The sequence below is a fragment of the Streptomyces sp. A3M-1-3 genome (assembly GCF_024213665.1).
Classification (GTDB): domain Bacteria; phylum Actinomycetota; class Actinomycetes; order Streptomycetales; family Streptomycetaceae; genus Streptomyces.
In genome coordinates this window covers 241,265-263,560 of sequence record NZ_JANAVP010000006.1, presented here as the reverse complement: position 1 = coordinate 263,560, position 22,296 = coordinate 241,265, and the positions used below count along the sequence as shown (strand labels likewise).

Annotated in this window: 20 protein-coding genes; 13 read left to right on the top strand and 7 right to left on the bottom strand. The window is 70.1% G+C overall.

Annotated features, from left to right (window positions below):
- Nucleotides 1–366 precede the first annotated feature (366 nt).
- The 12 genes from NLX86_RS09695 (at nt 367) to NLX86_RS09640 (ending at nt 14,145) form a co-directional block, all read left to right on the top strand.
- Nucleotides 367–768, top strand: a complete 402-nt coding sequence (locus NLX86_RS09695; RefSeq protein ID WP_254371191.1) for a WXG100 family type VII secretion target — start codon at nt 367–369, stop codon at nt 766–768.
- A gap of 22 nt (nt 769–790) precedes the next feature.
- Entirely contained in the window at nt 791–1,093 is a 303-nt protein-coding gene (locus tag NLX86_RS09690; RefSeq protein ID WP_254371190.1) for a WXG100 family type VII secretion target, read from the top strand.
- Nucleotides 1,094–1,342: 249 nt separating this feature from the next.
- Entirely contained in the window at nt 1,343–2,854 is a 1,512-nt protein-coding gene (locus tag NLX86_RS34685) for an RNase A-like domain-containing protein (protein WP_254371189.1), read from the top strand.
- Between the two features lie 20 nt (nt 2,855–2,874).
- Nucleotides 2,875–3,444: a hypothetical protein gene (locus NLX86_RS09680; RefSeq protein WP_254371188.1), complete on the top strand. Its 570-nt coding sequence runs from the start codon at nt 2,875–2,877 to the stop codon at nt 3,442–3,444.
- Nucleotides 3,445–3,622: 178 nt separating this feature from the next.
- Nucleotides 3,623–3,922, top strand: coding sequence for an RNase A-like domain-containing protein (locus tag NLX86_RS09675; RefSeq protein WP_254371187.1), 300 nt, complete (start codon nt 3,623–3,625; stop codon nt 3,920–3,922).
- 12 nt (nt 3,923–3,934) lie between these two features.
- The gene (locus NLX86_RS09670; protein ID WP_254371186.1) at nt 3,935–4,588 is read left to right on the top strand and encodes a contact-dependent growth inhibition system immunity protein; all 654 of its coding nucleotides are present in this window, start codon (nt 3,935–3,937) and stop codon (nt 4,586–4,588) included.
- Nucleotides 4,552–5,310 carry a hypothetical protein gene (locus NLX86_RS09665; protein ID WP_308409564.1) on the top strand — a complete coding sequence of 253 codons (759 nt, stop codon included), beginning with the start codon at nt 4,552–4,554 and terminating at the stop codon, nt 5,308–5,310. Before NLX86_RS09670 ends, NLX86_RS09665 begins: the two co-directional genes overlap by 37 nt.
- A gap of 229 nt (nt 5,311–5,539) precedes the next feature.
- Complete coding sequence (locus tag NLX86_RS09660) at nt 5,540–9,493, top strand: Pls/PosA family non-ribosomal peptide synthetase (RefSeq protein ID WP_254371185.1); 3,954 nt, start codon at nt 5,540–5,542, stop codon at nt 9,491–9,493.
- Nucleotides 9,494–9,570: 77 nt separating this feature from the next.
- The gene (locus tag NLX86_RS09655; protein WP_254371184.1) at nt 9,571–11,001 is read left to right on the top strand and encodes a M1 family metallopeptidase; all 1,431 of its coding nucleotides are present in this window, start codon (nt 9,571–9,573) and stop codon (nt 10,999–11,001) included.
- Between the two features lie 720 nt (nt 11,002–11,721).
- Entirely contained in the window at nt 11,722–12,552 is an 831-nt protein-coding gene (locus NLX86_RS09650) for a transporter substrate-binding domain-containing protein (protein ID WP_254371183.1), read from the top strand.
- Between the two features lie 41 nt (nt 12,553–12,593).
- Nucleotides 12,594–13,382: an amino acid ABC transporter permease gene (locus NLX86_RS09645; protein ID WP_254371238.1), complete on the top strand. Its 789-nt coding sequence runs from the start codon at nt 12,594–12,596 to the stop codon at nt 13,380–13,382.
- A gap of 7 nt (nt 13,383–13,389) precedes the next feature.
- On the top strand, nt 13,390–14,145 hold the full coding sequence (locus tag NLX86_RS09640; protein ID WP_254371182.1) for an amino acid ABC transporter ATP-binding protein: 756 nt from the start codon (nt 13,390–13,392) through the stop codon (nt 14,143–14,145).
- Nucleotides 14,146–14,159: 14 nt separating this feature from the next.
- Here NLX86_RS09640 and NLX86_RS09635 read toward each other — a convergent pair whose 3' ends face one another.
- From NLX86_RS09635 to NLX86_RS09615, 5 genes are all read right to left on the bottom strand, one after another.
- Complete coding sequence (locus tag NLX86_RS09635; protein WP_254371181.1) at nt 14,160–15,998, bottom strand: long-chain fatty acid--CoA ligase; 1,839 nt, start codon at nt 15,996–15,998, stop codon at nt 14,160–14,162.
- A gap of 85 nt (nt 15,999–16,083) precedes the next feature.
- Nucleotides 16,084–17,499 carry an NAD(P)/FAD-dependent oxidoreductase gene (locus tag NLX86_RS09630; RefSeq protein WP_254371180.1) on the bottom strand — a complete coding sequence of 472 codons (1,416 nt, stop codon included), beginning with the start codon at nt 17,497–17,499 and terminating at the stop codon, nt 16,084–16,086.
- The gene (locus tag NLX86_RS09625; RefSeq protein WP_254371179.1) at nt 17,483–18,682 is read right to left on the bottom strand and encodes an MAB_1171c family putative transporter; all 1,200 of its coding nucleotides are present in this window, start codon (nt 18,680–18,682) and stop codon (nt 17,483–17,485) included. Before NLX86_RS09625 ends, NLX86_RS09630 begins: the two co-directional genes overlap by 17 nt.
- Nucleotides 18,683–18,685: 3 nt before the next feature.
- The gene (locus NLX86_RS09620) at nt 18,686–19,300 is read right to left on the bottom strand and encodes a toxin-antitoxin system, toxin component (RefSeq protein ID WP_254371178.1); all 615 of its coding nucleotides are present in this window, start codon (nt 19,298–19,300) and stop codon (nt 18,686–18,688) included.
- 105 nt (nt 19,301–19,405) lie between these two features.
- Complete coding sequence (locus NLX86_RS09615) at nt 19,406–20,071, bottom strand: helix-turn-helix transcriptional regulator (protein WP_254371177.1); 666 nt, start codon at nt 20,069–20,071, stop codon at nt 19,406–19,408.
- A 234-nt stretch (nt 20,072–20,305) separates the two neighbouring features.
- Between NLX86_RS09615 and NLX86_RS09610 the strand changes: the two genes are divergently transcribed.
- Nucleotides 20,306–21,250: a helix-turn-helix domain-containing protein gene (locus tag NLX86_RS09610; protein ID WP_302061118.1), complete on the top strand. Its 945-nt coding sequence runs from the start codon at nt 20,306–20,308 to the stop codon at nt 21,248–21,250.
- Nucleotides 21,251–21,254: 4 nt separating this feature from the next.
- On the opposite strand, the gene NLX86_RS09605 is transcribed toward NLX86_RS09610, so the two are convergent.
- Together NLX86_RS09605 and NLX86_RS09600 are read right to left on the bottom strand one after the other, a co-directional pair.
- Complete coding sequence (locus NLX86_RS09605) at nt 21,255–21,695, bottom strand: hypothetical protein (protein WP_374213857.1); 441 nt, start codon at nt 21,693–21,695, stop codon at nt 21,255–21,257.
- 29 nt (nt 21,696–21,724) lie between these two features.
- Nucleotides 21,725–22,183 (bottom strand): ATP-binding protein, encoded by a 459-nt coding sequence (locus tag NLX86_RS09600; protein ID WP_254371175.1) that lies wholly within the window; start codon nt 22,181–22,183, stop codon nt 21,725–21,727.
- Between the last annotated feature and the right edge of the window lie 113 nt (nt 22,184–22,296).

Sequence of the window (22,296 nt, the reverse complement as noted above, 5' to 3'; positions counted from 1 at the left end):
GGACAAGCTCGCGGCCGATGCGGGGTTGCAACAGGCCCTGCGTGTCGATCCGCTGCTCCCCTCCGGATCCGGGCTCGGAGTCCACCGGCGGGTCGTGGAACGCACTATGGCCTGGCTGCACGGCTTCCGACGCCTCCGCGATCCGATGGGAACGAGGCGCGATATCCACGAAGCCCTCCTCGGCCTCGCAACGTGCCGCATCACCACCGACACCTCCAACTCCTTGACCAGGACCAGACGTCTAAAGGGCTTCTCGCGGGATACCTCTGAACTACCCCCGTCCCCCGGTTGCTTTGCAGCCGCACCTAAGCTGTTCCCTTGAGGACACGGGTACGAAGACGCGGAAACAACGGACGGGGGCCCGGGATGCAGAACGCCCATCTCGACGTGTCGGAGGACGAGCTGACCAAGCTCGCCAAAGACATGGACGCCATGCAGGCGTACCTGGAGCAGCAGACCCGGCGGATGGACGCCATCGTCGACGGCATCGAGGCGGGCTGGCAGGGCCCCACGGCCAGGGCGTACCGCAAGCTCCATCAGGGAGCGGCCGAGGACTCCGTACGGATCCGGCAGGTCCTCGTCTTGCTCGAAGAGGCGACCCGGCTCAGCCGCGACGACTTCACCGGGCAGGAACTCGAGATCCTCGGACGGCTGAAGAAGATGCAGGACAACGAGGACGTGTCGGCGGCGGCCCGTGCGATGTCGGAACCGGACCCGGTCCCGGCACCGGCGCCCGCGCGCCCGCAGAGCCGCATCCTGGACGTCTGAACCACGGGGGATCAGCAAGACCATGTCGGACGACGACCGCATAACCGTCGACTTCGCCACGCTGCGCAGGCTGTCGGGCGAGCTCGAAAGCATCCTCAAGACGCTGAACGAGAAGCTGGACGGGCTCTACGACCGCACCGAGAAGGTCGTCCTGAGCTGGGACGGCGAGGCGCGCGACGCTTTCATCGACGAGCTCGACAAGTGGGACCGCTCCGCGCAGGACCTCCGGGCCGCCCAGGCCTGGTTGCACGAGTTCGTGGTCAAGGGCCACCTGAACTACGACGCCGCCCACCGCTCGGTCCTCCAGGGCTGGGGAGGCGCCTGATGGCCGGCCACACCCCCGCCCCGGCTCAGCCGCCCGGCGGAAGCGGCGCGATCGACGTCAAGCCCAGCGATCTCTGGCGGGTCTCCGACCGGGTGGCGGTGCAGCAGACGGCGCTGATGCACGGCGCCAACAGCCTACTGAACGGCCTGCAGAAGTATCCGGACGCAGGGGGCGCCGGAACAGCCGCCCGGCGGTTCTCCCAGGCATACATGAAGGTCGGCAACCGCTGGCTGGAGGTTTGGGGCGAGGGTGTCCTCAGCGTCGGCGGCGTCTCCGTCGGCTTCACGGAGACCGCCAACGTACGCCACGGCGGACGCGGCTGCCCACCCCAAGCCCGGCCAGTCCCCCCAGCAGAAGGCCTTCCCCGCCACGATCATCGACAAGCCTCCGGTCTACGGAACGATCCCCGACCTCAAGTGGGGCGACGATGACGGCGGCGACGGCTTCATTCGATCGCTGCTGGAGCACATTCCCCAAGTCGTACGGGACGTCCTGCAGCCGGTCATCAAGAAGGCCTTCCGCGTCGGCAAGCTGGCCGACGTCTACCCGTACCCGGAGCAGCACTACCTCAACTCGCTGTCCCAGAGCTGGGCGGATACGACGATCTGCCTGAACCAGGTGTCGGACTCGCTGACCGGCGCGATCGGTACGATTACGAACCCGCAGCAGGCCGACTGGGAAGACGCCATGAAGGTCTTCTGCAGCGCGCTGTGGGGATCGACGGCATGGGGCCATTCCCGCGACGGCATCCAGTGGGCCCAGAAGGCCAACGCAGGCCCTCAGACCCCCTTTCGCCCGACCGGCAGTCAGCCGGTGATGACGGTCCTGCGCGACACCGGGATGAAGATCAGCAACATCCTGCGCGAGTACGCCGAAGCAGCGGTCGAGCTGAACGGCGATATCTGGGACGAATACCTGGAAGCCGTCAAGGAGGCGGCCAAGGCGCTCCTGGACGACGTCAATCTCAAGGACGGCGTCAGTATGAAGGACGTGGGTGGCCTCATCAAAGGCGCTGGCAAAGGCGTCGGCATGATGCTCGAGTTCGACGTCCAACTCGTCCTCAAGCTGGACACCGCGGACATCAACCGCATCGTCGACAAGTACCTCAACACACTGACCAGCCTCACCTCGCGCGTCGAGGCCCTGATGGCCCCCCTGGACGAGGCATACCTCAGTGCCCCGAAGTTCGAGGCGGGAGTGGCCCGCGCGCACGGCTTCGGCGCGCGGGCGCTCGACGAGTTCCGCCACCAGCAGAAGTGGATGGTCCAGGACTCCAACGGCAACCAGGTCTTCGACCTCGCGAGCAACGAGTACCTCGGGGGCGGCCACTCCCTGGACAAGCACGTGGGCAAGACGGACGAGCAGCTGGCTCAGCGCCTCCGGGATCAGGCCGACCCTCCCACAGCGGCCTGGCCGCACAACAAGCCGAAGATCGGCGGATCCTCGTCCTTCCCGAACATGGAGCGGGCTCAGGACCTCACGGAACACAACCTCAGGAACAAGCGGTCCGAGATCGAGGCGTGGCTGGCCACCAATCCGACGAATGGACAAACGAAGGACTTCACAAGTCCGGCCCCCAACGGCGAGACGAGCGGACGTTACGTTTCCAAGCAGCCGGTCGACAATGAGCCGGGTACGGGCTTCAAGCAGCACGGCCTGAACGCCCGGGCCATGGACGTGAAGAACGTTAAAACGGTCCTCAAGTACGATTCCAGTCTCGATCCGCCCTACATCATCTTCACCTCCATGCCCGCTCCATGACCGATCGCCCTGGAAGCCCGATGACTCTTCTCGACGGCAGCGCGTGGGAGGCCGCGGCGCTGCGATTGCTCGACGACGTCTACACGTTCGCGATGACAGGTCCTCGGCAGCACGAGGACTGGGCCGACGACGTCCTCGCCGTCATGAATCGGACGGTCACCGACCCCCGGGGCTGGATCGGCCTGGAATGGGAATCCGACAGGGAGAACCGCGCGGCGATCCGCCCCTCGTACCCGTTCCTGCAGCTCACCGCCGGAGCCATCCACGAGGGCGTCCACCCGATCGAGCCTCACGGCGCCGTCACACTCCTCGCGTCGCTGACCCAGGAGTGGACATTCGAGACGTCCCCCCTGCGGTCGCGGCAGAACAAGGAGGAACTACTGGAGGACGCCCGCATCCTCCTCCTCCGCTTCGGTGCCGACGCCCGTTTCTGGACGACCTCCGACCTGGCCCGGACCTCCACAAACCCGGACTTCCTTCAGGGCGACCTTGAAGGCGGCACCCGCTTCACCGACCACGTCCAGGAACTCGGCCTGATCGCCGTCTCCGCGGACGAGGTCGGGGTCTTCTGGTCATTCAATGCCGGCTGACCCCCAGGCCGCCTGGGACGCCGCCGTGCGGCACCTGTACGAGGACGCATTCCCGTACAGGCCTGGGTTCAACTAAGCGTCTACTCAGAGGACACCGGGCTCGTCATCGTCTCCGACTCCGAGGTCGGCCTCTTCTGGAACTTCGCCGACTACTGACCGACCGCGAGAGAATGGCCCCATGCTCACAAGATCCGCCACCTACCCCGACCGGGAAACCGCCCAGTGGGCCACCCAGCAGGTCGTGACCGCCAACGAGCAGGTCATCCACCGCTGGCTCGCCCACGGCACCCGCGCGCGTCTCAGCATCGAAGCCGCGTGGCCGTCCCGCGAGGAGCCCGTCGGGCGCGTGCTGCTGCAGGCGATGATGCTCGCCGGGCGCGAGCCTGTCGACGTACGGGCCGCCCGCGTCGTGCTACGCCGCGAGCCCGCAGTCCCGCATGGCTTCGTCGTTCAGACCACTGTCCCGATCTACCTGTAGAGGCCCGCCACCGTGTCCATGAAGCCCCTCGAACACGACCGCCGGTACGGCGAACTGGATCAGGTGATGCGCGCCTACCTCGGCCGGCCGGCTGACGACACCGCCGAGAGGCGCAGTGCGGCTCTGGACGCCTACCTCCGCCACACCTGGCACACCCGCCCATGGGCCATCGCCGAGGCGGAGCGCCAGTTGCGCGAGTACAGCCGTCCGCCCCCGGGCCGGCTGCGGCTGCGCCTCGGCGAGTACTACGCGATCCCGGACGTCGGCCTGCCCGAGTCCGCGATCCAGGACTGGCTGATGGTCCTCGCGGATCACCTCAAGCAGAGCGTCGAAGACGGCGAGGTCCCCCCGCCGACGACGCCGCAGACGCACTGGGAATGGCACGCCCGCTTCCCGGAGACCGCGCAACTGCTCGGCGGCTGGTTCTCGCAGGACATCACCGACGAGTTCCCCGACCACAACGCCGCGATCCAGGACTACGCCGCCACCACCGACCCCCAGCTGATGGCTCGTTTGGTGGGCGAACTCCGCGAGCTGCTTGCCCTCCCGCTCGGCGAGTCCGACTACGCCCTCGCGGTGGCGGAACTCGGCATGGAGGTCGACCCCCCGGAGCCGTTCTCGTACGGCGCGTGGCTGACATCCGTGGCTGCCGACCTGGCCACATGACGTCGGGCCACCTGCCACCCCCTCGCACTCGTTTTCACACCCCCGCCCAGGAGCGCTTCCACTTCGGCCTCCGCACGATCCCAGGCTTCACCGAGCACTCCATGGACTTCGGCCCGGTCGTCGTCTCCGCCGACGAGGTGGACGTGTTCTGGTCCTACTCCGACCAGTCAGCCGAAAGGACAGCCAGCCCCATGACTGCCAGGTGGGACGGCCTGCCGGCCGGAATCCACAACCAAGTCGACGGATACGTCCTGCAGGATCGCTTCCTACCGGCAGTCAAGGTTGTCTGGGAGGGCGGCCGGGCCGAGGGCCTGGACCTGAACGACGCCCAGCGGGTGGTCTCCGACCGCTACGAGGCCCTCGGTGACCGGGTGGTTCGCACTCCCGATGACCCCGTGGACCTCGATTCACTGGCGGCGCGCGCCGCCGGCTTCCCGGGCCGCGTGGTGGCGGTCGAGGCGGTCTGGGACGGGGACGCCGTCCACGACTGGTTTGTGCTGCTGCTGGCGATCCTCGACGACCCGTGCGACGAGGCCCACTTGGCCACGGTCTACCGTGGTGCCGCCGTGCGCCTCCTCGTCGGCGCGGAGGACCACCGCCACCCGTCCGCCGTAGTGGCCGCCGACGCGGGCCGCGCCCTTGCCGCCCACCTATCGGTCCCGTTCCACTTCGCCAGTCCCGAAGTCCCGGACGACGAGGCCCCGCGCTGGCGCGCCCCCTAGCGAGGCCCGAAATCGATCCGTCGCCGTCATCGGGCTGAACACCAGGTTGCCGGCTCCGCCGAGCCCGCCATTAGCGTCTCTTCCCGGCCAGGCGCAAGGTTCTGACGGGGGAAACGCTGACGTCGGACTACAATTTGCCGGTTGTTTGGCGCTGGACCGGAACAACCCCAGGCGTACCTGCGGGACCACCAGCGGCCCGGATGTTCCGGGAACGAGACGCGAGGACCCGATGGTAGCCACGCCAGAGAGCAGTGAGTTCAGCCTGCTCGAGGACGAAACGCTCCAGGAGTTCGGCAAGGCGGCCCGCTTCTCCGCCGGGCCCGCCGCTCCGCCGCGCACGCTCGTCGACATCTTCGAGGCCTCCGTCCGGGAGTACCCCGACGAGCTCGCCCTGGATGACGGGACCGGCCGGCTCACCTACCGTGCGCTGGCTGTCGAGGTCGCCGGCCTGCGGCGCCGACTCGCCGCCGCCGGGGTGGGGCTGGGCGACCGGGTGGGTGTTCGCGTCCCGTCCGGCACCAATGATCTGTACGTGGCCGTCCTCGCCGTGCTCGCCGCCGGTGCCGCCTATGTGCCGGTGGATGCCGAGGACCCGGACGAGCGGGCCGAGTTGGTCTTCGCAGAGGCCGGGGTGCGGGCGGTGCTCGGCGCCGGACGGAGCATCGCCGTCACCGGCGCCGCGGGCGCCGGCGCTCCCGCGGCGCGGCCCGGCCCCGACCACGACGCCTGGGTCATCTTCACCTCCGGTTCCACCGGCAAGCCCAAGGGCGTCGCCGTGAGCCATCGCAGCGCCGCCGCCTTCGTGGACGCCGAGGCCGCGCTCTTCCTCGCCGAGGAGCCGATCGGCCCCGGAGACCGGGTCATGGCCGGACTGTCCGTCGCCTTCGACGCCTCCTGCGAGGAGATGTGGCTCGCCTGGCGGTACGGCGCCGCTCTGGTGCCCGTACCTCGCTCCCAGGTGCGCAGCGGCGCCGACCTCGGCCCGTGGCTGGTGGAACAGGAGATCACCGTGGTGTCCACCGTGCCGACCCTGGCCGCGCTGTGGGAGCCCGAGACGCTCGACGAGGTCCGGCTGCTGATCTTCGGGGGTGAGGCCTGCCCGCCCGAGCTGGTCCAGCGGCTGGTCACCGAAGGCCGCGAGGTGTGGAACACCTACGGCCCCACCGAAGCCACCGTGGTGGCCTGTGCGTCGCTCCTCACCGGGGCCGAACCGATCAGGATCGGCCTGCCGCTCAGCGGCTGGGAGCTGGCCGTGGTCGACGAGGCCGGGGAGCCGGTGCCCATGGGCGGCAGCGGTGAACTGGTGATCGGCGGCGTGGGCCTGGCCCGCTACCTCGACCCCGAAAAGGACGCCGATAAGTACGCCCCGCTGGAATCGCTCGGGTGGCAGCGCGCCTACCGCAGCGGAGACCTCGTCCGCGCGGAACCCGAGGGGCTGATCTTCCTCGGCCGCGGTGACGAGCAGATCAAGCTCGGCGGCCGCCGGATCGAGTTGGGTGAGGTGGACGCCGCGCTGCAGGCCCTGCCCGGCGTGGCGGGCGCGGCCGCCGCCGTACGCACGGCGCGCAGCGGCAACCAGCTGCTCGTCGGCTATCTGGTGACCCAGGAGGGCTGGGACCACGCGGCGGCCGTGATGCGGCTGCGCGCCGAGCTGCCCGCCGCCCTGGTGCCGCTGCTCGCGCCGGTCGACGATCTGCCGACCCGTACCTCCGGCAAGGTGGACCGGGACGCGCTGCCCTGGCCTCCCCCAGCTACCGCTGGGAGGTGCCCCCAGCCCGAACTGGAGACCACCGGCCCGGCCGAGCAGCTGTACGGGACCGAGGCCTGGCTCGCCGAGCAGTGGAGCGAGACCCTCGGTGTGGCCGTCACCGGCGCCGCGGACGACTTCTTCGCGATCGGCGGCAGCAGCCTCGCCGCCGCCCAGCTCACCACCCGGCTGCGTACCCGCTACCCGAGCGCCGCCGTACTCGACATCTATCAGCAGCCCACTCTGCGCAAGCTGGCGCGGCGCCTGGAGAAGTCCGTACAGGACGACGGCGCGACCCGTACCGTCGCGCCGGTTCCGCTGCGGGCCAAGGTGACGCAACTGCTCCTGCTGATCCCCCTGTTCACCCTGATCGGCCTGCGCTGGACCGTGGCGCTGGCGGCACTCGGGAATGTGCTGCACTGGTTCGGTCCCTATCCCTGGGCGCCGACCGCCTCATGGTGGCTGGTCGCCGCCGGCGCGGCCCTGTTCTTCAGCCCGCCGGGGCGGCTGGCGATCGCCGCCGGCGGCGCGCGCCTGCTGCTGCGCGGGGTGAAGGCCGGCAGCTACCCGCGCGGCGGGAACGTACACCTGCGGTTGTGGACGGCCGAGCGCCTGGCCGAGTACAGCGGCGCGACCTCACTCACCGGTTCCTGGCTGGAACGCTACGCGCGGGCACTCGGTGCCAAGGTCGGTCCTGAGGTGGACCTGCACTCACTGCCGCCGGTGACCGGCATGCTCAAGCTCGGCCGGGGTTGCGCCGTCGAGTCCGAGGTGGACCTGTCCGGACACTGGCTGGACGGGGACCGGCTCGAGGTCGGCCCGGTCAAGGTCGGTGCCGGCGCGGTGGTCGGCACCCGCAGCATGCTCTTCCCCGGTGCGCGCGTGGGCAAGCGGGCCGAGGTGGCCCCCGGCTCCGCCGTGGTCGGGCAGATCCCCACCGGACAGCGGTGGGCCGGAGCGCCCGCCGGCAAACTCGGCAAGGCCAAGCGCGACTGGCCCAAACAGCGCCCGCCGCGCCCGGTCCACTGGCGTGCCATGTACGGGGCGACCGGTTTCGGCCTGACGGCCCTGCCCTGGCTCGCCGCCCTGCCCGCTCTCCTTGTGGCGAGCCGGTTTGTCGCGCCCGACGCCGCGCTCGGCGAAGCCCTGCGGGGAGGCCTGGTCGCGGTGGTCCCCGGGGCGCTGGCCTACGGGTTCGCGTACGCGCTGCTGCTGCTGGTCGCGGTACGCCTGCTCAGCCTGGGGCTGCGCACGGGCGTCCATCCGACGCACAGCCGCGTCGGATGGCAGACGTGGACGGTCATACAGCTGATGGACCGGTCCCGGGAGACGCTGTTCCCCCTGTACGCCGGGCTGATCACGCCGGTGTGGCTGCGGCTGCTCGGCATGAAGATCGGCCGGGGTGCGGAGGTGTCCACCGTGCTGGCGCTGCCCAGTCTCACCACCGTGGGCGAGGGCGCGTTCCTCGCCGACGACACCCTGACCGCGCCCTATGAACTGGGTGGCGGCTGGGTGCGGATCGGACACTCCGAGATCGGCCGCAGGGCCTTCCTCGGCAACTCGGGAATGACCGCGCCGGGCCGCAGCGTGCCGGAAGGCGGGCTGGTGGGGGTCCTGTCCGCGACTCCGAAGAAGGCCAAGAAGGGCAGCTCGTATCTGGGCCTGCCGCCGGTTCGGCTGCCGCGATCCGCCGCGCACGCCGACCAGAGCCGGACGTACGACCCGCCGGCGCGGCTGCTGTGGGCGCGCGGCCTGGTGGAGCTGTGCCGACTTGCACCGGTGTTCTGCTCGGCTGCGCTGGCCGTGTTGACCGTGGCGGCGCTCAGTGCGCTGAGCGCGGCAAGCAGTCCGGGGATGGGGATGGGGATGGGGATGGGGATCTGGGGAGCGGCACTGCTGTCCGGAGTGAAGCTGTTCGCCGCGGGTGTGGCCGCGTGTGCCCTCGCGGTGGTGGCGAAGTGGCTGCTGGTGGGACGTCACCGGGCGGGGGAGCACCCGCTGTGGAGCGGCTTCGTGTGGCGCAATGAGCTGGCCGACACCTTCATCGAGGTACTGGCTGTGCCGTGGCTGGCCGGGTCGGTGCCCGGTACGCCGCTGCTGACGCTGTGGCTGCGCGGCCTCGGAGCCCGGATCGGCCGGGGCGTCTGGTGCGAAAGCTACTGGCTGCCGGAGATGGATCTTGTTTCGCTCGGCGATGCCGTCAGCGTGAACCGTGGCTGTGTGCTGCAGACCCACCTCTTCCACGACCGGATCTTGAGGACGGATACTGTGGTCCTCCGTGAGGGCGCCACTTTGGGTCCGGGCGGGATCGTCCTGCCCGGGAGTACTGTCGGGGCCCGCAGCACGCTGGGTCCCGCCTCCCTCGTGATGGCTGGGGAATCCGTCCCCGCCGACTCCCGCTGGCTGGGTAACCCGATCGAGGCGTGGCGCTCCTAGGAGGGGCAGTCCGTGCGGCCGTCGGGGGCGGCACACGAGCACGTCGTTCGAGCACAGCGCAGGGAGCGGACACAACAGTGAGCGGCCAGCAGACACCGGCATCGGACCCGTACTTTCCGGCCAACGGCGATCCCCGTTACCGCGTGCATCGGTATGAACTCACGCTGGACTACCGTCCCGGCCCCAACCGGCTGGCCGGGACGGCCCGGCTCAGCGCGATCGCCGGTCGTGCGCCGCTCACGGAATTCCTGCTCAACCTGGCCGAATTCAAGATAGGCCGGGTCCTGGTCAACGGCCGGTTGCCGCACTACACCCACCGGGGCGGCAAGCTGCGTATCCGGCCGGCCAAGCCGCTCCCCGCCGGGGCCGCCTTCACCGTGGAGGTGCACTGGGCGGGCAACCCCAAGCCGGTACGCAGCCCGTGGGGCGGCCTCGGCTGGGAGGAACTGACCGACGGCGCGCTGGTGGCCAGCCAGCCGGTTGGTGCGCCGTCCTGGTACCCGTGCAACGACCGGCCCGCCGACAAGGCCTCGTACCAGATTTCGATCACCACGCCGTCCGCGTACACGGTGGTGGCCGGCGGGCGGCTGCTCACCCGGACCACAAAGGCAAGCACCACTACCTGGGTGTACGAGCAGTCCGCGCCGACCCCCAGCTACCTGGTCGGCCTGTCCATCGGGATGTATCAGACCGTGCTGCTCGGTGACCCGGGGCTCGGGGGTGTTCCGCAGGCCGCCCACCTTCCGGCGCACCTGCTGTCGCAGTTCTCCCGCGACTTCGCCCGGCAGCCCGCGATGATGCAGCTGTTCGAGGAGCTGTTCGGCCCGTATCCGTTCGGCGAGTACGCGGTGGTGGTCGCCGACGAGGAACTGGACGTCCCGGTGGAAGCCCAGGGCCTCTCCCTGTTCGGTGCCAACCATGTGGACGGCGCGCGCGGTTCGGAGCGCCTCGTCGCCCACGAGCTGGCGCACCAGTGGTTCGGCAACAGTGTGAGCATCGCCGACTGGCGTCACATCTGGCTGAACGAGGGGCTCGCGAAGTACGCCGAGTGGCTCTGGTCGGAGCATACGGGCGGCCGCAAGGCGCACGAGCCGGCCGCCACCGCACACCGGCTGCTGGCCTCGATGCCGCAGGATCTCCGCCTGGCCGACCCGGGCCGGAAGCTGATGTTCGACGACCGCCTGTACGAGCGCGGCGGTCTTGCGGTGCACGCGATCCGCTGTGCCCTGGGTGATGTCGCCTTCTTCCGCATGCTGCGCGACTGGGCCACCGTGCACCGCCACGGTGTCGTCACCACCACCGCCTTCACCACCCACGTCGCCCGCTACGCGGCGGAGCCGCTGGACGACCTGTTCTCGGCTTGGCTGCACGAGACGGCTCTCCCACCGCTCCCCTCTCCCGCAGCCCCTGCTCGCCCCTCGCTCCCCGAGGTGCCGCGAGTACCGGCCCGGCCCGGGTACCCGCCCCGGAACGGCGGCTCCGCGGCGCCCGGGAGAAGCTCCGCGTAGCGCGGGCCCGCCGATGACGGAGGTGCAGCTGCCGCCTACCCTGGTCGGCACGGTCTCCGCGATCCGCCGTGCGACCGTCGATGCGGCGGACTACTACGAGGCTGTCGAGGTCTGGGCGGAGCTCGAAGAGGGGTCGTCAGCTGCTTGCCGGGGAGCGTGCACGAGGGCGGTTTAACTCGATCGTGTGATGGTCGGCTTCCGGGCTTGCGGCGTCCTGGGCCGTCCGGGTTAACGTGATCGTGTGATCTGGGACGCCGGGTACGGCGTCGGCGTGCGGGGCCCCTGCTCCACCGGAGTGATGGTTCAGGGCTTCCCCGTCGCCTCTGGCCGTACCCATTTGGCCAGATCGCGCAGGGAACCGACCTCCCGGGCCCGGACCACGCACAGGATGCGTGTCGCCGCCCCGGGGTTGAGTACGCCGGGGACCAGTGCGCCCAAGACCGTTCGGGGCGTGCGGCTGAGCGGGCTCACTCCTGCTCAGTCAAGAGGAACGGTACGACCACCGGACGGCGGCCAACTTCGGCGGCGTCGGCTACGGCTATGTGTTCACCTGCGCTCCCTGCCGTGAGGCTGCCTTCCTCTGGCAGTGCTGACGGGCTGTCGCCGGTCCCGGCCCGGGCAGGGTGGACTTTCGGCCGGGGCTCCGACATTCTGTGCGGACCTTGATCGCGGGTCGGCCCTCGATCCGCGCGTCGTCCTCGTGCACAGGGGGAGAACACCATGAGTCCGTCCCGCCTGCCCTTCCGCCGGATTGCCGCTGTATGCGGGGCCGTTGGCCTGGTTCTTTCGCTCGGTGCCTGTAGTGGTGGTGACGATGGCGCGACCGTCAAGGGCGCCAAGCTGGTCAAGTCCGGGCAGATCACCACCTGCACGCACCTTCCCTACGCGCCCTTCCAGTCCGAGAAGGACGGCAAGGTGGTCGGCTTCGATGTGTCGATGATCGACCTGGTCGCCAAGGACCTTGGCGTCGAGCAGGTCATCGTGGACAAGTCGTTCGAGACGATCAAGACCGGTGCTGATCTGAACGCCAGTGTCTGCGACGTCGCCGCGGCCGGCATGACCATTACCGACGAGCGTAAGAAGAACCTGGACTTCTCCGTTCCCTACTTCGACGCCACCCAGGCTCTGCTGGCCCGCAAGGGTGTCAAGGCGGCGACCATCGAGGACGTCACCAAGCAGAAGCTCAAGCTCGGGTCGCAGTCGTCCACCACCGGGGAGGACTTCGCCCGTACGCACGGCGCCGATCCGCAGTCCTTCGAGAGTTCCGACGCCGAGCTCAACGGTCTGCGCACCGGGCAGGTCGACGTCATCGTGCAGGACTATCCCGTCGTGCAGAACTGGCTCAAGGACCCTGCCAACGCCGCCAAGTTCGAGATCGTGGGCAATCTCGACACCGGTGAGCAGTACGGCTTCGCCGTCCGCAAGGGCGGCAATCCCAAGCTCCTTGAGATGATTGACCAGGCCATCAAGGACGCCAAGGCCGACGGCAGCTACAAGAAGCTGTACGAGCAGTGGATCGGGCCCATGCCGAAGGGTGCCGACGCTCCGTGACCAGCCTGATTACGGAGAAGGAGAGGGCTGCGCCGGCGCGGATGTCGCCGCGCCGGCGGCGGCGGGTCTCCCGTGGGGTGCAGTACGCCGTCTTCGTCGTAGCCGTGGTGGCGGTGGGGGCGCTGGCCGACTGGCGGCAGCTTCAGGAGCAGTTTCTTCAGCCGTCCGTGGCTCGGCAGTTGTTTCCCGATCTGATTACGGTCGCGCTGCTGAACACCATGGTGTACACCCTGACCGGCTTCGGGGTCGGCCTTGTGCTGGGCCTGCTCGTGGCGCTGATGCGGCTGTCGTCCGTGGCGCCGTACCGCTGGCTGGCCATGGCGTACATCGAGTTCTTCCGCGGCCTGCCCGCCCTGCTGATCTTCATCTTCGTGGGCGTGGGTGTTCCGCTCGCCTTCCCGGGGGTGGTCTTCCCCGGCGGTACGTACGGACAGGTCGCCTGCGCCCTCGGTCTGGTCTCCGCCGCGTACATGGCCGAGACCATCCGGGCCGGCATCCAGGCCGTACCGCGCGGCCAGTTGGAGGCGGCCCGTACGCTGGGCATGTCGCACGCCACCGCGATGCGGTCGATCGTGATCCCGCAGGCGTTCCGGATCATCGTTCCGCCGCTCACCAACGAACTGGTCCTGCTCTTCAAGGACTCCTCGCTGGTGCTCTTCCTCGGAGTCACCCTGCAGCAGCGCGAACTCACCAAGTTCGGACGTGACTTGGCGAGTACGACCGCCAACACCACCCCCATCTTCGTCGCGGGCCTGTGCTACCTCCTGGTCACCATCCCGCTCGGCTATCTCGTACGGCGCCTCGAGGCCCGTCATGCGAAGGCGAGGTGATCGTCCAATGAGTGCATCCGACGCGGCCATTGAGATCCAGGGGCTGCGCAAGTCGTTCGGTGATGTCGAGGTGCTGCGCGGCATCGACTTCACGGTCGCACCCGGCGAGGTCGTGTGTGTCATCGGCCCGTCCGGGTCGGGCAAGTCGACCCTGCTGCGCTGCGTGAACCTGCTGGAGGAGCCCACCCGTGGCACGGTGACCGTCGGCGGAGTCGACATGACCGATCCGGACATCGATCTGGACGCGGTACGGCGCCGGATCGGCATGGTCTTCCAGCAGTTCAACCTCTTTCCGCATCTGAGCGTCCTGGAGAATCTGACGATCGCGCAGCGCAGGGTCCTCGGGCGCGGCAAGGGGCAGGCCGGCCGGATCGCGCGGGAGAACCTCGTCAAGGTCGGTCTGGCCGACCGCGAAGGCAGCTTCCCCGCCCAGCTCTCCGGCGGCCAGCAGCAGCGCGTCGCCATCGCGCGGGCGCTGTCGATGGCACCCGAGCTGATGCTCTTCGACGAGCCGACCAGCGCGCTCGACCCCGAGCTGGTGGGCGACGTACTCGCCGTCATGCGCACGCTCGCCGACGAGGGCATGACGATGATGGTCGTCACCCACGAGATGGGCTTCGCCCGCGATGTCGCCGACCGCGTGGTCTTCATGGACGACGGCCAGGTGGTGGAGGAGGGCAGCCCCGCGGACGTACTGGGCAGACCGCAGCATGCCCGGACGCAGGCATTCCTGGCCCGGGTGCTCCATCCAGGAGTCGCGTGACCCGGTTCCGCCCCTCAGCGCGTCCTCAGCGGGTCCTCAGCGCGCGCGTAGAGCGCCTCGATGTCCGCCGCGTACGCGCCCGTGATCGCGCGGCGGCGCAGCTTCAGGGACGGGGTCATCAGGCCGTCGGCCATCGTGAACTCGTTCGGCAGGATGCGGAAGGCGCGGATCGACTCCGCCCTGGAGACGCGGGTGTTGGCGCGGGAGACCGCCCGTTGGATCTGGGCCCGTAGCTCGTCGTCCTCCGTCATGGCCGACCGGTCCGCCGGTGCCCTCCCCTTGAGGCGCTGCCAGTGCGCCAGCGCCTCCGGATCCACCGTGATCAGCGCGGCGATGTACGGCTGGTTGTCGCCCACGACCAGGCACTGCGAGATCAGCGGGTGGTGGCGGAGCTGTTCCTCCAGGACCAGCGGGGCCACGCTCTTGCCGCCGCTCGTGATGATCACGTCCTTCTTGCGGCCGGTGATGACGAGATAGCCCTCGTCGTCGAGGCGGCCCACGTCGCCGGTGGCGAACCACCCGTCCCGCAGCACCGCTTCGGTGGCCTTGGGGTTGTTGAGGTAGCCGGCGAAGACCGTGTCGCCGCGTACCCACACCTCGCCGTCCTGGGCGATGTGGACCGCGCTGCCGGGCAGCGGACGGCCCACCGTGCCGAATCTGACCGCGCCGGGGGGCTGCGCCGTGATCGCGCCCGCCGTCTCGGTGAGGCCGTAGCCGTCGTAGACGGTGACGCCCGTGCCGGCGAAGAACAGCCCCACCTCCCGCCGGAGCGTGGACCCGCCGGAGACGGCGTTGCGTACCCGGCCGCCCAGTACGGCGCGCAGCTTGTCGTACACGGCGTGCAGCAGCTTCAGGGCCGGGCCCGGGCCGGGGCCCGATCCGATGGACTGCCGTTCGACGGCTTCGGCGTAGCGCACCGCGACATCAGCGGCCCGGTCGAAGAGCCGGACGTGGCCCGCGTCCTCGGCGGTGCGGCGGGCCTTGTGGAGGATCTTCTCGAGGATGTACGGCACGGCGAACAGGAACGTCGGCCGGAAGGACACAAGGGCGGGCAGCAGTGCCTCGGGTGTCAGATCGGGCTGGTGGCCCAGACGGATGCCGCCGCGCAGGCAGGCCACCGCGACCATCAGGCCGTAAATGTGGGCGACCGGGAGGAAGTTGAGGACCGACGGCTGCTCGCCCGGTTCCGCGAGGATCCCGCCCCAGCCCGCGAGCAGGACGTCGCACTCGGCGGCCAGATTGGCGTGGGTGACGAGGCAGCCCTTCGGCGTGCCGGTGGTGCCGGAGGTGTAGCTGATGGCCGCGACCTGCTCCGGCCGTACGGCCCGCCGGTGACGGTGGATCAGGTCGTCGGAGATGCCGAGCCCCTGGTCGGTCAGGGCCGCCACACAGTCCGTGTCCATCTGCCAGATCGCGGTGAGCTGCGTCTGCGCGTCACTGGCCGCCGCCACCGTCATCGCATGGTTCTCGTGCTCGACGACGATGGCCCGTACCTGCGCGTCGTACAGGATCCAGCGCACCTGCTCGATGGACGACGTGGGGTAGACCGGAACGACCTCGGCGCCGAGGGACCACAGGGCGTACGCCAGCACCGTCCACTCGTACCGGGTACGGGACATCAGCGCGACCCGGTCGCCGAACCGGATGCCACTGCCCAGGAACCCCTTGGCCACGGCCAGGACCTCGGAGCGGAACCGCTCTGCGGTCACCGGCTCCCAACCGCCCGGCTCCATCGTGCTGTTGCGGGAGAGCTGGACCAGGTCAGGGGTGCGTGCGGCGCTTTCGTACACCGAATCCGCGAGACCTCCGGTCGCCAGCGGTTCGGCACCACTGGGATCGCCCATTCCGTGCATGTGGCTACTCTCTTCCCCCAGTTGCAGACCGCACCGTTCAACGCAGGGAGCGAAAGGTACCCGTAAGCGGCACCCCTGCCTAGCCTCACGGTGTCCGCTCGGCCACCCTCCGCTCCGACTGAGTCAGCGGCGGGGCCGTCAGCCGCGACAGTCTGGGGCCTCGCATCACGGCGAGCACGACCTCCGGTCTGACCAGCGTGGTGGTCGGCGCCGACAGCGTCACCACGTCGAAGAACGCCTTGGTGATGAGCGGGCGGCCGGTCGCGGTCAGCAGGAGCCGGTCGACGTAGCGGCCCAGCAGCCTGGCCGCGAGACCCGGCTGCTTGCCGACCGCCCCGGGATAGAGGATGTCCTGGCCGGTGGCCAGGTCCCAGGCGACGGCGACCGGTCGGGCAACGGCACGCTGGACCCGGCGCGCCAGACCCGGCGCGGTGAGGCGGTGTGCGGCGAGGTTCTCGCGCAGGGCCAGGGCGCCCTGGGCGGCCACCGACATGCCGTGCCCGTAGACCGGGTTGTACGTGGCGACAGCGTCGCCCACCGCGACGAATCCGTCGGGCCAGTCCTTGACCTTCTCGAAGAACCGCCGCCGGTTGACGGTGCTGCGCGTGACGACGACGTCCGTGAGCGGCTGCGCCCGGGCGATGAGTTCGCCGACGATGGGGTGCCTGACTCCACGGGCGAAGCGCTCGAACTCGTCCTCGGCGCCGGTGGGCTGGCCGCCGCGGGTGCCGGACAGCGTCACCAGCCAGCGCCTGCCCTCGATGGGCACGATGGTCGTCGTCTGTCCGGGCCGGGGTTCGCGCGCATTCGACTGCACGTTGACCACGGGAAAGTCCTCGGCCCCTTCGGGCGCACGGAAGACCCTGCTGGCGTAGGCCAGGCCCGAGTCGACCTCCTCCTCGCGCGGTTTGGCGACACCGAGCGCGCCGAGCCAGGCGGTGGCCCGTGAACCGCGACCGGAGGCGTCGATGACCAGATCGGCGTCGAGGGTGCGCTCGCCGTCCTGGTGCGTACGCACCCGGACACCCGTGACTCGGGCGGCGCTGCCCTCCAGGGACAGGAGCTCCGTGTTCTCGAGGACGGTGACACCGGGCTGGCCGGTGACCTGCTCGCGCACCACCCAGTCGAGCAGATCGCGGCTGCAGGCGATCATGGACTGCATCTCGGGCCAGCGGCGGAACCAGCCCTGGGACTGCATGGACACCAGGCCCGTCGGCAGCGGGATACGGCGGGCGCCGGCCGCCAGCCAGCGGTCGGTCACCCCGGGGAGCAGGTGCTCCATCGCCCGGGCGCCGCCGGACCACAGCACATGGACGTGGCGGGCCTGGGGCAGGCCCTTGCGCGGATCGGGACCGGCCGGCAGGGCGTCACGCTCGATGACGGTGATCTCGTCGACGTGCCCGGACAGAGCGGCGGCGGCCAGCATTCCGGCCATCCCTCCGCCAATGACGACGGCACGACGCAGGGTCGCACCCCGGCGGGTTCTATCGGGCTCGCTCATGGAAGTCGCTCTCTGGCCTGGCCGCATGCCCGCGGGCTGCTGCGACGACGGGTGACTGACGCAAGGCGATGGACATTCGCACCAGATCGCGCGGCCCCTCGGTCGATTCGGATGTGACGGCTCCGGCCGAGTCCATGATCTTGCCTTCCGGGTCACCGGCCCGGGCCCGCACCGCCAGGGTCACCATCGCCGCGTCGGCCACGGCCTGGGCCTGGGCCGGATCGGATCCCGCTGTCACGGCCGCGTCGTACGCGCTCGCCCGCGCCTCGGGGGAGAAGTAGGGATACAGGCTGAGCATGCCGTCGTGGATGTCGGACTCCCGCTGGGTCACCCTCAGTTCGGCAGGGGACCACAAGGCGATACGGACCGCGCGGGCATGGCGCGGCGTGACTGTGTGCAACTCACGCCAGAGCGGGCCGAGTTGGCGGTACGTGGTCCAGGTGCTCCAGCTGTCCGCCAGGCGCTGGCAGACCAGCGGGAGACAGAAGCCGACGGCGCTGACCTGCGCTCCGACGGAGGCCAGCACCGGTGCGGCGTAGGTGCTCAGTCCGTCCCAGTCCCGGCCGCCCCAGCGCGCGAACACGGCGGCGAACTTGGTTGCCAGGTAGGCGAGATTGAACAGATAGCCGACCACGATGATCACCAGACCGATCCGCAGCCAGCCGCGCACCTGCAGGGACCAGCGCCAGCAAAGGACGGTCATGGCGACACCCGCGACCGTGAGCGCCGCGAGGTAGAGCAGGATCATCTCGCGGATGTACGGCGTGGTGGCGTAGTACGTGTCGAGGTCCCGCAGCCGCTCGACGGGAGCGTCCCCCAACGAGAACAGCACCACCAGCGCCAGGATCACCACGCCGTACCCGGCGATCCACCGGCGCGACACACGCCGCGTCTGTTCCGGCGGCCCGCCACGCCAGTTGACGATCAGTACCAGACAGGAGGCGCTGAAGGCGCTCAGCAGGCAGTAGACGAGAGGGGCGGAGACGTTCGCGACACCGGTGATGCGGTTCACCGTGGCGATGGTCGGCGGGGCGGCGAAGAAGAAGACCAGGCCGGCCAGTGCGAGCAGCGCGCACACGGAACGCAGCAGCGGGTCACGCCAGGCGCGCGCCATACCGGGCAGCTTGAAGGCGAGCGCGATGCCCATGGCGGCAGCAGGTATGTAGTAGTCGGGATCGTCCACGTCTCAGCCCTGTGGCCCGCGGTATCCCAGGGCCGCCTCGATCCGCCCGGCGAGAACGTCCCGCCGCACCGGGCCACGGGCGCTCGAACCCGCGAGCCAGGGACGGCACTTGCTGCTCAGCAGCAGGCCGAAGCTCTCAGCCTCGTTCTCCTGGGCCTGATCGAACCGGGTGCGGGCCGCGACCTTCAGCACGGTCGCGCGCAGGTCGGCCTCGTCCGACAGCAGTCGGGCGGCGACGGCCGCGCGGACCTTCAGCACGGTCGCGCGCAGGTCGGCCTCGTCCGACAGCAGTCGGGCGGCGACGGCCGCGCCCTCGACATGGTGGCTGCAGTGGCCGGCCTTCATGTGCCACAACTCATGCCCGAGGATGACCAGTTGATGGTCGGGAGCGGTGCGCTCCTCAATGACGACCAGGTCGCGGTCCGCCATGTCGAGCCACAGCCCGCTGGCGGTGCCCGGCGGGAACGAGGCCATGCGGTACTGGACCGGCCGGCCGCGCCGCCGGCTCATTCCGTCGCACAGGGCGGCGTAGAGGGCGGTCGGCTCCGCCGGGGCGGGCAGCTCGATCGCGGCGACGAGCTCGCCGCACAGCCTGCGCTGCGCTTTGCCTATGCTCACCGTTCTCCCCGTCGGTGCTGGTCGGGCTCCACGTCCGGCTGCGGCTCCGGCTCCGGGGCCGCAGCAGAAGCCGGAGCAGGAGCAGGGGCAGGGTCGGTTGCGGGGTCAGGGCTCTGAGGGCTTGACGCTCTCCAGGAGCATGTCGAGCCACTCCGTGACCTTGTCCCGGTGCTTGTCGGTCGGCAACTGGGCCGCCCGCCAGGCGATTCCGCGTACGCCGTGGTCCTGCAGGAGCCGCTCCATCGGGTCGCCGACCGGCGGGGCGGCCGTAGCCGGCTGCCGCTCGCGGCCGGCCAGGTCCTGAAGGAGCCGCTGCTCGGTGCGCTGGAGGGCGCCGGTGAGCGCGTCGCTGTCCGCTGCGGTGAGGAAGCCTGCGTGGACCCCGAAGAACCTCTGAATGGCATCGCAGTGCTCCATGGTCGGTCGCCTGTCGCCGTTGATCAGGGCGCCGGCCTGCTGCCGCGACATCCCCGCACCGTCGGCGATCTCCTGCTGGGTGTACCGGCGTCCGTTGGGTTTGAGCCGGGTCCTGCGCAACAGGTCGAACCGCTGCAAAAACCTTGCCTGCAGGTCGGGTTCACCTGCCGGCCGCCCTTCGAGCAGGGCCCTGACCACGTCCGTGGGCGCTCCCGACTGCTCGGAGAGCCGCTGGAGGTCGAAGACCTCGGTGCGGTTCAGCCCGAGTTGGCCGGCGAGTTCGGCGACCCGGGCGGCGGTCGCCCCCAGCAGACCTGTGGCCGCCGAGCCCGAGGCCGAGAAGCCGTCTGTCACCGGTAGGTCTCCTAGATCACGCGGGGTCGCTGCTCGCACACAAGGGGCTGTTCAGAACCTAGTCGCTCTCGCCGGTGACATCCAGGCTGTGCCACAGCTGTGGCGCATTTGATGTGTCAAGAGGCTTGAATTGCCACGATAGTTGACACTGTCGCGCCGCGAGTAGCAGGATCGCCACACGGTGTGAAGATCGCCCCCCGCCCGTGTCCGTCCGCGAGAAGGGTAAGATTCGCGATGGCAAACCTTGCAGCAGTGGGGCGGCCCGGCGTCCACCCGCGACCCGGCCGGGAGCGGCCGGGCCGTGACGCCGGGGCACGCGGGGTAGTCCGGACGACCCGGCTCAAGGAACTCCTCAGGCAGCGCCGGGAAGACCTCGGGCTGAGCCAGGAGGACATCGCGGCCCGGCTCGGAATCAGCGTGCGGGCTTACGGCAACCGGGAGCGCGGCCTGGTCAAGGCGTGGACCGACCGGAAGCTGTTGGCCCTCGCCGAAGCGCTGGAGATGAGCGAGCAGCAGCGCTTCTGGCTCTTCCGGCTCACCGTCGACCGCGAACCCCCGCAGGCATGGGAGCCGTTGGCGCCCGCGGCCATGGTCGCCGACGCCGAGACGCGGGCGTACCTGCGCGACTACGCCACGATGATGGACGCCGTCGCCTTTCCCGCGGTCCTCTTCGACCACCGCTGGGACGTCGCCCTGACCAACCCGGCGTTCGACGCGCTGTTCCGGGACGTCAGGCCGCACCCCACGGCGATGCCCCGTCACAACCTGCTGAGGTTCGTGCTGTTCCATCCGGACGCGCACACGGTTCTCGCGGACCACGAGACGAGCTGGTGCCTGCCCCTCCTCGCCCAGTTCGCGGGGGCTCTGGAGGCGCACAGCGACGACCCCGGGCTGCTGGCCGTACGCGAGGAGATCGCCCGCGACCCGATCATGGACACCGCGCTGAGGCACGGTGTGCCGTACTGGATCCGGTCGGTGGGGCCCGACGTCGTGTACCGGGACGGTGCCGAACGGCCGCTCCGGCACCCGGACCCCCGGTGGGGACGGACCATGTGCCGGCTCGTCTACGAGACGCCCTGGGCCCTGGAGGCGATCGGGTTCACCCGGATGACCCTGGTGCCGGCCGAGCCCCGGTTCGACCCGCCGCGGCTGAGGGCGCTGCCCTCTCACTCGCGCTGACCCATCACTCGCGCCGACCACCGGTTCCCGACGGGGTCCAAACCGGCGTCGCTCCTGCCAGTTGGCAGACCATCAGGTAGAGCGGGATCGGTGGCGTGTACGGCGTGGTGGCCTCCGGGTGGCGGATCAGCCGGGGGTGCGCGCCCGGCACACAGCCGCCCGTGGCGTACCGGGCCGGGGCCGGCCAGGCGAGGTCCTGGTCGGAGCCGGCGGGCACGATCCACCACCACCAGGCCTCGTCGGCGAAGACGCAGCCGGACCGGGGCAGCCGCGTCATGAGGCGGAAGCCGTGCCGTGCGGGGACGCCCACTGCGTCGCAGCCGAGCGTGGCGGCAAGGGTGGGCGGGAGCGGGAGACGTACCTCCTCCCGGTGATCCGGGGTGGGCCGACCGTCCGTGGGCCGACCGTCCGCGTGCCGACCGTCCGTGAGGCGGCCTCGGGCCAGGCGGGATCGGGTGAAGCCGGAGACAAGCTTCAGCACGGTCCTCCCGCCCCGTACAGGAGTTCCGCCCAGACGACCCGGCCGGGGCCACTGCCGTCCTCATGCGCTCCCCACGCGCTGCTCACCGCGTCGACCAGGAGCAGTCCGCGCCCGCCTTCCTCCGGGTCCGCCCGGCGCAGCCGCGGGCCCGTGGGCAGAACGCCCTGGTCCTGCACGGATATGCGCAATCGCCCTTCGCTGTCGCTCAGTTCGCAGCCGACGCGGTCACTGGCGGTGTGCACCACGGCATTGGTGACCAGCTCGGACACGACCAGCGCCACGGTGTCACGGGTGTCCTGGTCGATGTTCCGGCCGAGGAGCCACTCCCGAACCCGGCGTCTGGCCAGGGCCACGGATTCTGCGCGCGCGGGCAGCTCGAACCCGAGGCGGCGGGCATGGGTGCCGGGGGACAGGCCGATGACCCGGGGGGTGAGCGCGTTACCAGGTGCCACGACCGATTCCTAACGGTGGGGAAGCGGCGCCGACCCACGTCTCCCGGAGGCAGGGCGCGGCAGCCGTGTGAACTGGTGCATCGGCCAACTCTCCCGCTGCCGGAGACACTTGG

What these genes read in the sequence shown, in the direction of transcription:
- NLX86_RS09695 (WP_254371191.1), top strand. Translation starts at nt 367, where the DNA reads ATGCAGAACGCCCATCTCGACGTGTCGGAGGACGAGCTGACCAAGCTC.
- NLX86_RS09690 (WP_254371190.1), top strand. Translation starts at nt 791, where the DNA reads ATGTCGGACGACGACCGCATAACCGTCGACTTCGCCACGCTGCGCAGG.
- NLX86_RS09680 (WP_254371188.1), top strand. Translation starts at nt 2,875, where the DNA reads ATGACTCTTCTCGACGGCAGCGCGTGGGAGGCCGCGGCGCTGCGATTG.
- NLX86_RS09675 (WP_254371187.1), top strand. Translation starts at nt 3,623, where the DNA reads ATGCTCACAAGATCCGCCACCTACCCCGACCGGGAAACCGCCCAGTGG.
- NLX86_RS09660 (WP_254371185.1), top strand. Translation starts at nt 5,540, where the DNA reads ATGGTAGCCACGCCAGAGAGCAGTGAGTTCAGCCTGCTCGAGGACGAA.
- NLX86_RS09650 (WP_254371183.1), top strand. Translation starts at nt 11,722, where the DNA reads ATGAGTCCGTCCCGCCTGCCCTTCCGCCGGATTGCCGCTGTATGCGGG.
- NLX86_RS09645 (WP_254371238.1), top strand. Translation starts at nt 12,594, where the DNA reads ATGTCGCCGCGCCGGCGGCGGCGGGTCTCCCGTGGGGTGCAGTACGCC.
- NLX86_RS09640 (WP_254371182.1), top strand. Translation starts at nt 13,390, where the DNA reads ATGAGTGCATCCGACGCGGCCATTGAGATCCAGGGGCTGCGCAAGTCG.
- NLX86_RS09635 (WP_254371181.1), bottom strand. Translation starts at nt 15,998, where the DNA reads ATGCACGGAATGGGCGATCCCAGTGGTGCCGAACCGCTGGCGACCGGA.
- NLX86_RS09630 (WP_254371180.1), bottom strand. Translation starts at nt 17,499, where the DNA reads ATGAGCGAGCCCGATAGAACCCGCCGGGGTGCGACCCTGCGTCGTGCC.
- NLX86_RS09610 (WP_302061118.1), top strand. Translation starts at nt 20,306, where the DNA reads ATGGCAAACCTTGCAGCAGTGGGGCGGCCCGGCGTCCACCCGCGACCC.